The sequence below is a fragment of the Flavobacteriaceae bacterium genome (genome assembly GCA_014075215.1).
Taxonomy (GTDB): domain Bacteria; phylum Bacteroidota; class Bacteroidia; order Flavobacteriales; family Flavobacteriaceae; genus Polaribacter.
The window spans coordinates 210,823-227,182 of sequence record CP046177.1 but is presented as its reverse complement, the minus strand read 5'-3'; the positions used below and the strand labels follow the sequence as shown (position 1 = coordinate 227,182).

Here is a 16,360-nt window from a genome sequence, read left to right as displayed (position 1 = left end):
TTTGCTACATTAGCTGTCGTATTAGCTCCCGTAGCATCCGGATTTGCCACTACCTCCGTAGCTGCAATACCTCCGAAAACAGTAAATGTAGGTGATGAGCCTTCAAAATCCTGAAACAGCAAGGGTGAAGGTCCCGAATCGTTTACCAGATTAATTTCGTCATAGTAATATACGGAATCATCACCTGCGTTTCCAAAATCAAAGAATATCACTACTCTTGTATAATCAGCTGTTGGTGCCGCGCTAAAATCATATATCAGTTCTTCCCATGAATTTGATACTGTTGTATTGATATCTACTTCATGAGTGATACTTGCATCTGCATTTTCCAGTTTAAGCTTCACTTGCGCTCCTGTTTTCGGCGACCAGGTTTTGACGCTTATTTTACTGTAGTTTACCAAATCCAAAGGAGAGGCTATTTCAAAAAATGTACCTGCCCAAACTTCACCACCATTTGTTTTAGTAAGTTTCGCAACATTTGCTGTTGTATTAGTGCCCGTAGCATCCGGGTTTGCCACTACCTCCGTAGCTGCAATACCTCCGAAAACAGTAAATGTAGGTGGTGTGCCTTCAAAATCCTCAACTGATTGTGTGGATACACTTGAAGGTGCTTTCCAAAAATAAATATTATCAATAAAGACGGTTCCTCCGGAAGGATCTCCAACAAATTTCAATTGATGAATATCTGCAACGGTTAATCCCTGATCTGTAAATGCTGAAATCGGAATGTCTACACTTGTCCATGTATCAGCAGTTAGGTTTGTCCAAACAGGTTTTTCGCCATTTGTTAAACTAATTAAAGAAGTTTCTATTCTTGTTACATCTGTTGTCCAAACATCTACATGTAAAAATTCCATATTGGAAACATCTTGGGCACTGCCAAACTGTATCCCCTGGTAATTTAGATTACTATACTGAAGTATGGCATCACCACTTAAATCAAATGCATTATATACAGTAGCTTGTCCCCAATTTGGGTTGTAATCTGTGCCAGAGGCATCTGTATATGGACCGCTAAAAATAGAAATGACATCTGTTTCATTTCTTCCAGGTGGTGTAGCTGCGGAAGCTATCGGTTGTAAAATTTCTGTTACAACAAAATTTTCTGTGTATTCCGTAGTTGCTATGGCTCCACCTTTAGCTACCACTCTAACAGCATAGGTGCCTGCATTTGTATATGTATATGATATGGTTGTCCCGATATTTCCTGAAACATCAGGTGTGGTACTTGCAGATTCTCCTGAGTAAAAATCAAACATAGCAGCAAAATCCGCATTGGCTGTTATGTTGACTTTTTTAGAAACCGCAGCATCATTTTCTATAACTACCACTAAATTTTCCGGGGCTCTAAAAGAAACTACCAATTGCTGAGTAGCTTCCGTAGTAATATTGTTTGAGTTATATGCTACAATTCTCACGTCATACGTCCCTTCCGCATATACATGATTTGTGCTTTGACCATTTGCAATTCTGACAGGATCTACTGTACTATCACCATAATAGATATCAAATTGAGTAGCTCCGTTTGCACTTGGCGTAATGGTCACTGTTCCTGTATTATCCTGAGTAATATCGTATAAAGCACTTACATTACCCGGCGCTTCAATAGTACTGGCAAATGAAGTATCTCTTATATCATCGGTACAGCTTATAGCTGTTAGTAATAATAAAAGAATAACATAAATATTTTTTAAACTTTTCATGATTTCATTTTTAATAATTAGGATTTTGCGCCCATCTGTTTCCTGCCAATTGGATTTCAATTGCCGGAATGGGGAATAATTCATGTTTACCGGAGACAAAACCATCTATCTCCTGTGCAGCCCTACCTGTTCTTACCAAATCGAAAAACCGGTGTCCTTCTCCCATTAGTTCTACTCTTCTTTCATGATAAATAGCATTTGTTAAGGTAGATCCAGTACTCGAAATGTCATGTGCCATATCTCCAAATGCACGTCTTCGTACTCTGTTTAAGTATGTTTGTGCTTTTGCATCGTCCGGAGTACTTCTTCTATTGAAGGCTTCGGCAGCCATTAAAAGTACATCCGCAAAACGAATGGATCTGTAGTTGTTAGGGTTTGTTAAATTTCTATCTCCCGATGCATTTGCTGATCTTTTTCTTGGAATATACTTTCTATTAAAATACCCTGTATGTTCGTAACCTGTACCAAAAGTAATTCCCGTTTGTGCAGCCCAGGCATCTATATCTAATATAGCTACATCTTTTCTCAGATCTCCTGCTTCAAATTCATCTACCACTTCCTGTACAGGTACATTAAAGCTAAACCCTGAAGAGTAAATATCTCCCGGAGTATTAGGTTCGGCAACATAGTTTCTAACCCCACTGAATCCGACAGCAACATTACCTTCACTACATTGCAAACAACCAAAGCCGGCTCCTTCTAATTCCGAGTATTGTACTTCAAAAACGGACTCTATATTATTTTCATCATCCAATTCAAAAATATCGTTTGGAGTAGCCACCAAATCATGAGGGCCATTTTGAATTAAGTTTTCTAAAACGGTAGCTGCTTCGATAAACTTATTTTGGTATAAATAAGCTTTACCTAATAGTGCCTGAGCTGCACCCTTGGTAATTCTACCTGTTTCTGCTTGTGTGTAAGGTAGGTTGTCTGCGGCATATATTAAATCTGCCTCTATTTGTGCATATACTTGCGTCCTGGGAGTTCTGTCAACTGTAAATTGATCTCCGAATAAGAACCTTCTGTCTACTACTAAAGGGACATCTCCAAACCATTTAACCAATTCAAAATAGTAATAAGCTCTTAGGAAGCGAGCTTGTGCCAGCACCTGTTCCTTACCTGTAAAGTCTGTTTTATTTTGGAACTCCAGGATATAATTTGCTCTGTTTACCCCTGCAAACATCCAACTCCATAAATCTCTTAAATTACTGTTTTGAGGGGTGTGTATCATGTCATCAATCTCCTGAAAACCAATAACATCCGTTGCATTTTCCCCTCCACACAGCGTATTGTCAGAAGCTATTTCTCCTAATAGTACATTTACATAAGTAGCTTGCAATAAATCGTATGCGCCTATGAGCGCATTCCGGTAGTCTGCTTCCGAGTTAAAATAATCTTCGGAATTTTCTGCAGTTGAAGGCACATCAACAAAATCATCATTACATGAAGTAGTAGCTGTTACTAACACTATTAAAGTAATTAAAAACTTTAAGTTTAATTTTTTCATTGTTCTGCTATTAAAAATTAACATTTAAGCCTAATAAAAATGTCTTAGGGTTTGGATAAAACCCTTGATCTATACCACCACCTATGGGAGCTCCATTAGATGTGGTTGGGTCATAACCTCTGTATTTGGTTAAGGTAAAGAGATTATTACTTGACAGATAAAATCTAACTTTATCAAAACCTACTTTTTGAGTACTTTCTTCATTCAGTGTGTATCCTACCTGAATATTTTGTAATCTGACAAAAGAGCCGTCCTCCACATAAAAATCCGAGAATAAGGTGTTTCCTGTTGCTCCGGTAGTTACTCTGGGAAAAGTAGTACTTGTCCCTTGCCCTCTCCATCTGTCCAGATAATATACAGTCCTGTTTGTGAGCGGCTGGTTTCTTTCGTAATTCCTTACAATCTCATTGCCAACAGATGCAAAGGCATACATATTAAAATCAAAATTTTTATAATCGAAAGAAAAATTTAGTCCCATAGTGATATCAGGTATGGGATCGCCAATATATGTTCTGTCATCCGTATTAATAACACCGTCTCCGTTAACATCTACAAAGCGTAAATCTCCCGGAGTTGCATTCATTTGTGTAGCATGGGCATCTACTTCTGTTTGATTTTGGAATATTCCGTTTGTTCGATACCCATAAAAGTACCCTATAGGAAACCCTGCTTCCATTCTCGAAGGCGGATCCTGGCCAATGCCAAAAGAACCTCCGGCCAGAAAACCGGAATCACTGCCTACAAACAAAACGTTGTTTTCCAATGTAGTAAAATTGTAGTTCATATTAAAGTTAAAATCTTCTCCTATATGGTCTTTATAGCTGATAGAAAACTCAAAACCTTTATTCTCCACAGTACCGGCATTAATAGTAGGTAGACCGGAACCGGGTGCAGTAGATCCTAAAATTCCGGAAACCTGGGGTTCCACCAAAAGATCTTCCGTTTTTTTATTGAAGTAGTCTAAGGTAATATCAACCTTATTAAACAGCCCTATATCTAACCCGATATCCAAAGGTTTGTTTTTTTCCCATTTAATTTCCGGGTTTGATATGGCCCCCAGAGCCGTACCAAATGTTATTTGGTCATTGAATACATATACACCTTCACCGGATACTAATGATACGAACCTAAAACTGGGAATCCTGTCATTTCCTATAATACCGTAACTAGCTCTTAGTTTTAAAAAGTTAATCGTATTGGAACCTTTTAAAAAGTCTTCATTAGAGGCTATCCACCCAATTGATCCTGATGGGAAATAACCAAACTTGTTTCGAGGGGCAAAATTTGACGAACCATCCCTCCTTATCACAGCAGAAAACAAATATTTATTGTCATAGCTATATTGAAATCTTGAAAAGTAGGAAAGTAACCTACTATCAAAAAATTCCCTGGGTTGATTACTTAACGCTAGATTGTCAATGATACTCCCATTCAGGCCGGATGAGTTTAAATCCGTTCCCGTAACATCCAAACTCGTTATATTCCTTTTATTAATTCCTTGTGATCTAAAAACCGAAGTTCCCAATAATACTTTGATTTCATGAATATCATTAAAAGTTCTTTCATACTTCACAAAAGCATCAAATGTATAGTCTTTAAACACAGTCTTAAAAACATTAAAAGATGGCCTTTCATTATTGAATACATTTCCTGCTCCGTAATTAATGATAGGAGTAAATGTATTTCCCTGAACGGTTGCATAGTTAAATTGAATTCTGGATTCTGCGCTCAAATGATCTGAAAACTGATAATTTAGAGCATGGCTTCCTGAAAATTTATCTACCCAGACTCTGTTATGTGCATCATCTATTTGCGCAAGCGGATTTGCCACTTCTATACCCACTCCTATGGGGGGAGGCGTGGAAAATTCACCGGTATCATTTCTAACCGGAGTGGTTGGAGGCATGTTTAATGCGTTGTACAATATGGAGCCTATTGTGTTTTGGATAATACCTTTACTATTGGTGTTAATATATAGAGAGGAAGATGTAAATTTTAAATTATCTAAAATGTCAGTACTGAAATTGAATTTTACGTTTCTCCTGTTAAAATTTGCTTTTGTTTCCCCAACAATACCATCTTGTGTTAAAAATGATACTCCCAAAGAATAGGTAGATTTTTTGGTTCCTTTATTAATAGTTACATCTGCACTGGAAATGGGTGCTGTTTTAAACACTTCTTTTTGCCAGTCTGTTCCCTGTCCAAGTGAGGTTACATCCGTAAAAGGCAGTGCCTGTCCGTTTGCCGCATAGGCTTCGTTTGCCAATAATGCATATTCCGTTGCATTTAACAGTGGTATCTCCCTTGTGGTTTGTTGGAATCCTATGTAAGAATTGAATATAATTTTATAATCGGTATTTTTTCTTCCTGATTTTGTAGTAATCAATATCACACCGTTCGCTCCTCTAACACCATAAATACCTGCTGTTGCATCTTTTAATACACTGATAGATGCTATATCCGCAGGGTTTAGCACACTTAAGTCTTCAATCGGATTCCCATCTACTAATATCAGAGGATTGTTATTTCCATTCGTAGAAATTCCCCGGATTCTAATGTTGGAAGCCGCTCCCGGAGCACCGGAAGCTGAGGTAATATTGACACCAGCCACCTGCCCTTGCAGTGCTTGCTCTATTCTTACCGGCTTTAAATCTTCAATCGTTTCACTGGAAACCACGGAAACAGCTCCTGTCACTTCTTTTTTTCGCTGTGTTCCATACCCGATGACAACTATTTCATCCAATTTTTCCGCACTTTCTTCCAGAGATACGTTAATTGTAGTACTATCCACAGTTACTTCTTTGGTTACGTATCCCAAATAGCTAAATACTAAAACAGCACCTCTGGGAACATTAGCAATGGTATAATTTCCGTCAAGGTCGGTAATATCCCCTTTTGAAGTATTCTTAACAGCAATATTTACTCCGGGAAGTGGTTCTCCTGTTTTTGCATCTTTAACTACACCTTTCACCGTTATATTTTGCGCTGAGACAAAAAATGAACTCAATGTAAACAAGGTTGATAGAATGAGGCCTCTCATATTTAAATTTTAGTTTTATCATTTCCATAAAAATATAAATATCTTCAATATCAAATTGTTAAATAAGTGCTTTACAAAAAACATACAGTCCTAAAAACACAAAAAAACACGGAAAAACCCCTTTATTACTGGGTTTTACGATATTTTAAAAGACATCAAGAACTTTATTGTTGTGTTTTTGTATAGGTATGACAAACGCATGTTGTGCCTCTATATTTCTAAGATATAGCTAGTTAGGCCGGAGCCATGACCTAAATTCATCTTTTTACGTAATCGATATCGTTTCACTTCAACACTTCTGGGCGATATATTGAGTAGCGGTGCTATTTCTTTTGAAGATAGATTTAATCTAAGGTATGCGCATAACCGCAAGTCATTAGGGGTTAAATTGGCATGTTTGGATTTCATCTTTTTTAAGAAATCTTTATCAGCGTTGTTGAATGCTTCCTGAAACATTTTCCAATCATTTGTATTGTTTAAGTTTTTATCAATTATTCTTACAACATTGCTAATATTTCGTCCTTCTTCTTTTTGTAACTCTTTCTTTATATCATTCAAAAATTCGTTTTTCTTAATCATGCTCATCGTAGAACTTGCCAGTTCTTTGTTTTTATTTTCGATATCTGTCAAAAGCTTTTCATTTTTCAATTTCATAATTTCTTGTGTTGCCTCAAGTTCTTTTAGTTCAATTTCTTTTTGTTTTTTACTCAATAATTTAGCTTCCTGCTTTTTGTAGTATTTTTTATAACTCGTATGCATAGAAAAGGAAAAAACCAAAATACAAAACGCATAAAACAGCATCATCGGGTTGGATGCATACCATTTTTTTGATATTTCAAATGTATATGATGCTACGTTTGAGCTCAGATTATCTCCTATTTTGGCCTTGACATAAAACGTATATGTTCCGCTGGCTAAGTTTTCAAACAGTACATATGAATGGTGAGACCAATGACTCCACTGCTCGGAATCTCCTTGTAGCCGGTACGAATACTTTGTTTTTGAGAATTTTGTATAGTTTGGAACGCTAAAATCAACTTCGAGGGTGTTTTGACGATTTTCAAATGTCGATGTTTTTGACTTATCTATATACGTTTTTACATTACTATTATGTTCGCTGTTCTTTATTTGATTCACAAAAACCTCAAATTCTTTAGGAGGCGTAAATTTATCTAAGTCCATCATAATATACCCGTCTGTTTTGCCAATAATATATTTGTTGTCTTCTATCAATGATATACTCTCATAGCCAGTAACCCCTTTCCTTTGATTTAACGGTTAAAGGAATTTTATGTGCTTTGAGATGATTGCTTAACGGATCGGGAGAAACATATGAAATATTTTCTTTGGATAAAACCCAAAGGCTATTTTTATTGAAAATTAATTTTCCCGAATCATAACTCTTTTCGTCATATAAAGAGCTAAAAAGAGCATCTTTTTTAAACTGATTATTTAAAAAATCGTATTCATAAACGCCTTTTTCATTAGCATATAAAAGTTTATTTTGATACTGTATAAGACTGGAATGTATGCCTTTTTCAACAGTAGTGTCTTTTTCTACACTGAGAATTTTTGTGAGACTATCATTTGCTGTAAGTTTAAAAACGCCTTTGTACTCATGATCAACAAAAATCGTATTGCCTATCATTTCAAAATGTTTACTGGAATTATCAAATCCGGTTAACTTATTTCTATATCTCCACTTTCCGGATTTTTTTTCTAAAATATGAAGGCCGTTATAGTTGCCTTGCAAAAAAGTCTCTCTTGAGGTTTTTTTAATTCCCCAGGTTCCTTCAATAGCTGCAATTTTTATAGCTTTCCTGTTTTCTATTAAATAAGTACCTCTGTTATGGCCACAGAATAACTGATTGTCTATGATGGTCAAATTCCAAACCTGTCCTTGTGTATTTTTGACAAATGTAAAAGCATCGTCAGACATACTCTTTTTATAAAACAACCCTTGGTTCGTCCCTAAATATAAGTATCCCTTATATACTTTTGAGGCGTAAATAGTACCTAGCTTCCCGTCTTTATTGCTAAAAATTTTAAAAGGAGATGTTATATTAATGCTGTTTATCCCATTATCCAGACCCAACCATATATTGTTATCTTCATCTTCAAAAACAGCCAATACGGTATTATTGCCCAAGCCGGAAGCCTGATTCATATGATATTTAACAGTACCATTTTTTTCAAGGTAAAAAAAACCATCGGATATCGTGCCTACGACAAAATCTCCATTAGACAGTTGGATACTGCTATAAACACTTTTGCCTGAAATGATAAGATCAGCATCGGTATTCCATTTAAGGGCCTGATTATGTTGCAAGATAAAAAAACCATCATCCTGAGTCAATACCAATAAATCTTCTTGCTTTTTAAAAATATTCACTACCGGATTGTTTTTAAAAACAGTATGATCGGATATTAATACCGATCTGCCATTTTCTATTTTATAAATCCCCTTGCCTTGCTTACAAAAATAAATGGTATTGTCAACTTTCATCATCTTTAAGATAGTGCTTTCAGCGTCAATGATTCTAAATTCCCGGGTATCCAAATGATATAAATAAATTCTCTGAAGCGACTGAAACAGCACCCATCCATCCATTTCAATAATATTCCAAAAATGTTCATCCTCTATAAGTGGTATATTGGATTCCTCACTTAAAGAAGTATAATTTAAAGACCCCAAATCATCTTTTTCCCAATATCCGAAATTCATATAAAATCCGGTAAAGATTTTATCGCCCACTACTTTTACGGATCTAATAATAGTTTTATTAGGTGATGTGTATAACCGCCAAATCTCACCATTAAATTCCAATAATCCTTTATTGTTTCCTATATAAATAAATTTTTCTTTCGATTGAGAAATAGACCAGTTTTGATTTCCGGCTCCATAATCTTTGGAAGCATATATATTAACAGGTGGCAATTCCTGACTGTTAAGAAAAAAAGGAATAAACAATACTATATGTATACCATATTTAAAATAATTCAGCAATAAAAAATCGTTATGCAATGAGTGTATATGTATTTTTGAAACCGCCGTAACTAAAACAGTTATCAGAGTCCATATGGACCTTACTACTAAAACAACATGTAGCATCGTAAATTCAAATTTGCTTGGTTACTAAATTAAGAAAAAAACCTGAAAATAAAGGAATCATGAATAAAATGTATTGTTTATAGTATAGGTATATCGTTTAGATAAACCATTCTAACTCATACGTTGAAATACATATGATCCAACTTTTATGAAATAATTCCGATAACAAACTTTCATATGGTTCTATATGGAAATCATCTTTACTTTTTCTATTTCCTAAAAAATGACTGAAGTTCACCTATATTTTGTTACTCTTCTTACCTATAGCGCTGCTATCGCTTTCAAAAAGTGTCTCATCTAGTTAAATTTCAGTTCACTTTCGGTTAAAACGAAAAGTTAAGATAAGTTCATTGGTATTTTCATAATTATGAAATACCTTTGCAAAGAATGTTATATAAATGAATTCTATTACCGGAATCGAACATAAATCATCCGTAAAAAGTTTTTTATCAGATTTAAAACAGCTAACCAAAGTCGGGCTTTCTTTAAGTGTAGTTTTTTCTTCTGTGGCAGGGTATTTACTCGCTGTAGATTTTATAGATTATTCTGTTTTGTTTCTATTGGCTACAGGCGGATTTTTAATGGTGGGTGCTTCTAATATTTTTAATCAGATTATTGAAAAAGATACGGATGCGCTGATGAAACGCACCATGAACAGGCCATTGCCCACCGGCAGGGTAAGTGTTCATACGGCTTTTTTCATAGCCATAAGTTTTACACTTGTCGGATTAGCTATCTTATATGGAATCAACCCGAAAAGCGCGTTATTTGGTGCTATTTCCATTTTTTTATACACTTGCGCTTACACTCCTTTAAAATCGGTAACGCCATTAACGGTTTTTGTAGGCGCCTTTCCGGGTGCTATTCCATTCATGCTAGGGTGGGTAGCTGCCACAAATCAATTCGGGATTGAAGCAGGTTTCTTATTTATGATACAGTTTTTCTGGCAATTTCCACATTTTTGGGCCATTGGATGGCTACAATACGAAGAATATAAAAAAGCCGGATTCAATATGCTGCCAATGAACAAAAAAGATGCCGGTTCTATCAGACAAATTATTTTCTACACGTTTATTATGATAGTAGTATCCGTATCGCCCGTATTTAAGGTAACAGGAAAATTCTATATATATCCGGTGACCGCATTCATAATTGCCTTACTTGGAGGAGTTATGTTGTATTATGCCTATCGATTATACAAAACTCGTCATGATAAGGAAGCCCGAAAACTGATGCTGTCAAGTATCTTTTACATAACAATGGTGCAGGTGGTATATGTGATAGATAAATTTTTACATTAATTATGGCGAACAAAGAAACACTTGAAGAAGAATTAACTGTAGCAAAAAGAAAAACCGCAAAACCGATGCTGTGGGTTTCCATGATTAGTATGGTGATGTTTTTTGCAGGATTAACCAGTGCATACCTTATAAGTATGAAACGGGACGACTGGGTTACTTTTGATTTGCCCCAAGCATTTTTTACAAGCACCCTACTCATCATCGTAAGTAGTACTACTTTATTCCTATCTCAACTATTTATAAAGAGAAATAAAAGGCCCGAATCTATTATACTACTGGCGATTACTTTTATGCTGGGTCTGTTGTTTATCTGGCAACAATATGAAGGGTTTCATCAGTTAAAAGAAGCGGGCTTGTATTTTACAGGGGAAGGGAGCACCGTCTCAGCTTCATTTCTTATTGGTATCAGTCTAATGCATGCACTACACGTAATGGCAGGTATCATAGTGTTGTTGGTTATATTGTTTAATCATTTCAGACATAAATATACGGCTGCTGATTTTCTCGGGTTTCAGCTTGGGGCAATATTTTGGCATTTTGTAGGTGCTTTATGGACTTTTCTATTTCTCTTTTTCTATTTTATCAGGAAATAAAAATTGATTAATTTTGGCAGGTATTTTAAAAATATATTTAACGTAAATTTTATGGAAGCAAACATTGCTGTACACTCGGAAAAAAAGCAAACATGGAATGGTGGTGGCGTAAAGCCGTTTGGAGCTAGTTATGGTAAAATGATGATGTGGTTTTTTATCGTATCGGATGCATTGACTTTTTCGGGTTTTTTAGCTGCTTACGGGTTAACCCGCTATAAGTTTATTGACTCCTGGCCCATTGCTGATGAAGTATTTACTCATGTCCCTTTTACGCATGGCAGTTTTCCGATGATCTATGTTGCTTTCATGACATTTATCCTCATCTTTTCTTCGGTTACGATGGTACTAGCTGTTGATGCAGGGCATCAGATGAAGAAAAACAAAGTAGCCTGGTATATGTTTGCTACTATCATAGGAGGGTTAATATTTGTGGGTTCTCAAGCATGGGAGTGGAATACGTTTATCAAAGGTTCTTATGGAGCCGTAAAAACTACTGATGGTAAAATCTTACAATTTGTAAAGGATGGGCATCAAATAGCATTGTCTGATTTTGTCATTGGAGAAAGAACAGCCCACAGGGTACAGCACACCCGAAAAAACGGATTGTGGTTTGAATCGGAAGGTACCATACCTAACTATTCCATTGATCAAATTGTAAATGCATATAATGCAGATTCCGATGTCCAAATCAGAACGGAATTAATAAATTTAGATACAAAACAAAAAACCATTTTATCAAGAGAAGCAGGAGCATCCGAACTCGCAAAAGCCAAGTTGGTGGCAGAAGGGGCGAATTTGGAAGTAAATGAATACGGAAATACTATTTTTGCTAATTTCTTCTTCTTCATTACCGGATTTCACGGGTTTCACGTTTTTTCAGGGATCGTCTTCAATATCATTATTTTCTTCAATATTATTCTAGGCACTTATGAAAAAAGAGGACACTATGAAATGGTAGAAAAAGTAGGTTTATATTGGCACTTTGTAGATTTAGTATGGGTATTCGTTTTTACCTTCTTCTACTTAGTATAATTTAAAAATTAAGAAAAATAGGACGATGGCACACGCACACGAATCAAATGCAAAAAGAATATGGGTTGTATTTGGCATTCTGTCAATAATTACAATTGTAGAAGTAGCTTTTGGGATTTATAAACCCAAAGGGTTACACTTAGGTATTTTTTTAGGGACAAGCTGGCTAAACTGGATATTTATTATTCTTACTTTGGCAAAAGCATACGGAATTACGTGGACTTTTATGCATATGGAAGGTGAGAAAAAATGGCTTCGAAGAGCAGTGGTATGGACGGCTGTTTTTTTAATTATTTACCTTATAACCTTGTTATTGATCGAGGGAGATTATTTATATGACACCTTAGCACCATTAGTAAAGTGGTAACATATTTTTAATATTCAGGTGGTTTTACCACCTTTTTTTAGCTTTCATAATGAAAAAAATATCCAAGAAAAAAGCGGTTTTATTTACACTATTTATCTTTCCGTTAGTTTTTTTTCTACTCCTTTCCACGGGAATAAATAACTTTACAAGATTGCCTGTGATAACTCCCAAAATATACGATATTTCAAATATTGATACCGCAAATGTCATCCGGTTGAAAGATAAAATTAGTATTCTTTGCTTTTTAGGATACGATATAGATAAAGTAAAAGGGAGTTTTTTTAACTTAAATCAGAAAATATACAAACCGTTTTATGATTTTAAAGATTTTCAAATCGTAGCCATTTACCCAAAAGAAAGTGCGCCTGCTGTACATACCTTGAAATCAGATTTAGGTAATTTTACCGATATGATAAAGTGGAATTTTATCCCGGCTTCAGATGCTCAAATAGATACTTTGTACAACAGCTTACAAACGAAATCCTCCCTGCCACCGACAAAGTATTCTTCAAGAGCATTTATTGTAGATAAAGATCTGAACTTAAGAGGAAGAACGAATGATAAGGATTCTAAATATGGGTTGTTATTCGGATACAACATGCAATCCGTTGCTGAACTAAACAACAAAATGAAAGACGATGTGAAAGTGGTTTTGGCAGAATATAGATTGGCATTGAAAAAGAATAAAAGAAACAGAGAAATTTAATCTTTATAAAGATGAAGAATAAATATTCTTATGTAGGAGTGGCTTTTATCATTTTAATATTTGGGATATATGCTATCCCTAAAATAGTTACCAGATATCAGAATAATGATATTGTTAAAGAAAATCGATTAAATAAAGTTAAAAAAAATAAAAAGGCAGCTCTTTCGGATTTATATACATTTAATAAAGTGCCCGATTTTGAGTTTATCAATCAGCATGGAGATACCATCACCAACAAAACATTTGCGGGTAAGGTATATGTTGTGGAGTTTTTTTTCTCTACTTGCCCGACAATTTGTCCTATTATGAAGGGTAAGATGGTTACCATACAAAGCACATTTGCCAACAATGATGCTTTTGGAATAGCTTCTATTTCCATTACTCCGGGTATTGACACTCCGGCAATACTAAAAGAATATGCAGCAAGAAATCAAATTACTTATAAAAACTGGCATTTGTTAACGGGGAAACCGGATACTGTTGTATATGCTTTGTCCAACAAAGGGTTTAAATTATATGCAGGCAAAGGAGAAGAAAGTCACGGAGGGTTTGAACATTCCGGGTTATTTGCTTTGATAGATAAAAAAGGATATATAAGATCGAGGAAAGATGCCTATGGAAACCCCATATTGTATTACAGAGCAATAGAAGAAGGTGGTTTTGCTGATCAAATAGAAGAATTAAAAACAGATATTAAAGCATTATTAAATGAATAAATTACAAGAAAAGCAATATAAAAGAGGAATTATAATGTTGTCCGTTTTAATTCCAATAGTTGTTGCGATATTGTTCAGAGTAAAAATTCCTAATGTTGCACCTTTGCATTTTCTACCTCCTATTTACGCTACCATTAATGGAATTACTGCTATTCTTTTAATCATGGCTGTCATAGCAATCAAAAAAGGAAACAGAAAAATACATGAAAGGCTCAATATGACTGCTTTGGTATGCTCCACAGTATTTTTAGTCATGTATGTTGCCTACCATATGACTTCGGACCCGACAGAATTTGGCGGAAAAAGTGTTGTAAAGTACATCTATTATTTTGTGCTACTCTCTCATATTTTACTCTCAATTGTCGTCATTCCTTTTGTATTAATTACATTTATGAGAGCAAAATTGGGACAATTTACCAAGCATAAAAAAATAGCAAAAATCACATTTCCGCTCTGGTTATATGTTGCCATTACCGGAGTGGTTGTATATCTAATGATATCGCCATATTATGGATAAATACAAGTATGTTTTTTTTATTAGTAGCTGCTTATTCATCACTAATGATTCCTATTCCCAGTGTGCTATGTGTAAAGCTGTGGTAGAAAACGGAGACCAACCTATGGCAGAAGGAATCAATCTGGGTATTACCTATTTAATGGCTTTTCCGTATGTTTTAGTTGGAGTTCTTTTTTATTTTCTTTACAAATATCGCAAAAAAATCAAAAATTAACATTTTAATAAGAGCTCAAATCTGTAACATATTTTAATTTTACTCGTCTTAAAACCATACCACTTTAAAAGATAATGTATTAACTATATACCGATTCATATAGTTTCGGGTTTAAAAAATTCCTAGTTAAGAACTGAATAAACAAACTCTAAACGCCCGGAAAATCGGCTTAGTTTTTTGAGAAAAATAATAGTGAATAGTATAAAGCACCTAACCAACATGAAAAAAAAGTTTCTAATCATAGCATTACTAATTCTGGCCAGTTTTGGATACTCACAAAAAAAATGGAATTTAAAAGAATGTGTAGATGAAGCATTGAAAAAAAATATCACGGTTCAGCAGAACCAGTTGAATATTTTACTGGCCGAAAGAGATGTTGAGATTGCCAAAGGGAATTTTTTGCCTAATATAAGCGGTTCGAACAACGTCGATTTCAGGTCGGGCTTATCTCCGGATCAAAACGGAATTTTAACAACAACGGATAACTTCAATACTAATTTTAGTGTATCTGCAAGAGGTACTATTTTTAACGGATTTAGAAACCTAAACACCTATAAACAGGCAAAATTAGGGGTTGAAGCCAGTAAATTGACCTTAGAAAAAATTCAAAATGACATTTCTCTATTTGTAGTGAATGGTTATCTGAATGTTCTTTTTGCAAAAGAAAATCTTGCTGTTGCCGAAGTACAGGCAGAAATAAGCAAAAAACAAGTGGATGCCGCCCAAGACAGGTTTGATGCGGGAGTAATACCGAAAGGAGATTTGCTGAATGTACAATCTACTGCTGCAAATGATGCTCAGAATGTTGTTACTCAGCAAAATGCATTAAACCTGGCGTTATTAAATTTAGCTCAGTTACTTCAGGTACCCTATGAAAATTTTGATGTTTTAGAGATTAATGTCGGATTTCCGTCAGCAAATTTACCATATGAAAACTCAAATATAGTTTATGAAAAGGCACTGGAAATACAACCTCAAATAAAAAATGCGACTTTAGCTATAGAAAATGCGGATTTATCCATTGAAATTTCAAAAGCGGCCTTTTTACCTTCTGTTTCTTATAACTTGGCAACCAGCACTTCTTATTTTAATCAATTCAACAATTTACTCCCGGGGCAACGGAATGCTAATTTCTTTGATCAATTAAATGACAGGCTTCAATATGGAGTAGGAGTTTCTGTTAACATACCTATTTTTAGCGGATTTCAAAATAAGAATACAGTAGCAAAATCTATTATTAATAAAAGTACTGCCGAGCTAAACCTGGAGAGTCAAAAATTGAATTTACAGCAAACCATAGAGCAGGCCTATCTGGATTCCAAAGCTGCTTCAAAAGTATATGAAGCAGCTACAATATCTTTGGAATCACAAAGGGAAGCATTTAAAAATGCTCAGGAAAGCTATCGTTTGGGAGCCATGTCTCTATTTGATTTTGATTTGGTCAGAAACAGGTTAGTAAGTGCAGAGTCTGCTTTGATCAGATCAAAATACGATTTTGTTTTTAAAACAAAAGTGCTGCAATTCTACTACGGAGAACTTCGTTTGGATTAAC

11 protein-coding genes and 2 pseudogenes are annotated in these 16,360 nt (G+C 35.0%); 9 read left to right on the top strand and 4 right to left on the bottom strand.

Translation table 11 applies throughout. The annotated features are described in order from the left end of the window. Positions 1-146 precede the first annotated feature (146 nt). From GKR88_01220 to GKR88_01205, 4 genes and pseudogenes are all read right to left on the bottom strand, one after another. Positions 147-1,703, bottom strand: a pseudogene (locus GKR88_01220) (PKD domain protein). Between the two features lie 10 nt (positions 1,704-1,713). Continuing rightward, positions 1,714-3,210 carry a RagB/SusD family nutrient uptake outer membrane protein gene (locus GKR88_01215; GenBank protein QMU63022.1) on the bottom strand — a complete coding sequence of 499 codons (1,497 nt, stop codon included), beginning with the start codon at positions 3,208-3,210 and terminating at the stop codon, positions 1,714-1,716. A 10-nt stretch (positions 3,211-3,220) separates the two neighbouring features. Continuing rightward, positions 3,221-6,250, bottom strand: coding sequence for a SusC/RagA family TonB-linked outer membrane protein (locus GKR88_01210; protein ID QMU63021.1), 3,030 nt, complete (start codon positions 6,248-6,250; stop codon positions 3,221-3,223). A 210-nt stretch (positions 6,251-6,460) separates the two neighbouring features. Beyond that, positions 6,461-9,362, bottom strand: a pseudogene (locus GKR88_01205) (LuxR family transcriptional regulator). Positions 9,363-9,760: 398 nt separating this feature from the next. Here GKR88_01205 and cyoE point away from each other — a divergent pair. From cyoE to GKR88_01160, 9 genes are all read left to right on the top strand, one after another. Continuing rightward, the gene (gene cyoE, locus GKR88_01200) at positions 9,761-10,663 is read left to right on the top strand and encodes a protoheme IX farnesyltransferase (protein QMU63020.1); all 903 of its coding nucleotides are present in this window, start codon (positions 9,761-9,763) and stop codon (positions 10,661-10,663) included. 2 nt (positions 10,664-10,665) lie between these two features. Beyond that, positions 10,666-11,256 carry a heme-copper oxidase subunit III gene (locus GKR88_01195; protein QMU63019.1) on the top strand — a complete coding sequence of 197 codons (591 nt, stop codon included), beginning with the start codon at positions 10,666-10,668 and terminating at the stop codon, positions 11,254-11,256. 51 nt (positions 11,257-11,307) lie between these two features. Next, a complete protein-coding gene (locus GKR88_01190) occupies positions 11,308-12,288 on the top strand; it encodes a cytochrome oxidase subunit III (GenBank protein QMU63018.1) in 981 nt (326 codons plus the stop codon). Positions 12,289-12,313: 25 nt separating this feature from the next. Further along, positions 12,314-12,655 (top strand): cytochrome C oxidase subunit IV, encoded by a 342-nt coding sequence (locus GKR88_01185; protein QMU63017.1) that lies wholly within the window; start codon positions 12,314-12,316, stop codon positions 12,653-12,655. Between the two features lie 49 nt (positions 12,656-12,704). After that, positions 12,705-13,361 (top strand): hypothetical protein, encoded by a 657-nt coding sequence (locus tag GKR88_01180; GenBank protein ID QMU63016.1) that lies wholly within the window; start codon positions 12,705-12,707, stop codon positions 13,359-13,361. 11 nt (positions 13,362-13,372) lie between these two features. After that, entirely contained in the window at positions 13,373-14,077 is a 705-nt protein-coding gene (locus GKR88_01175) for a redoxin domain-containing protein (protein QMU63015.1), read from the top strand. Beyond that, positions 14,070-14,594 carry a DUF420 domain-containing protein gene (locus GKR88_01170; protein QMU63014.1) on the top strand — a complete coding sequence of 175 codons (525 nt, stop codon included), beginning with the start codon at positions 14,070-14,072 and terminating at the stop codon, positions 14,592-14,594. Before GKR88_01175 ends, GKR88_01170 begins: the two co-directional genes overlap by 8 nt. Next, complete coding sequence (locus GKR88_01165; GenBank protein ID QMU63013.1) at positions 14,587-14,808, top strand: hypothetical protein; 222 nt, start codon at positions 14,587-14,589, stop codon at positions 14,806-14,808. Before GKR88_01170 ends, GKR88_01165 begins: the two co-directional genes overlap by 8 nt. Before the next feature lie 219 nt (positions 14,809-15,027). Then, positions 15,028-16,359 carry a TolC family protein gene (locus GKR88_01160; protein QMU63012.1) on the top strand — a complete coding sequence of 444 codons (1,332 nt, stop codon included), beginning with the start codon at positions 15,028-15,030 and terminating at the stop codon, positions 16,357-16,359. The last annotated feature ends 1 nt before the right edge of the window (position 16,360 follow it).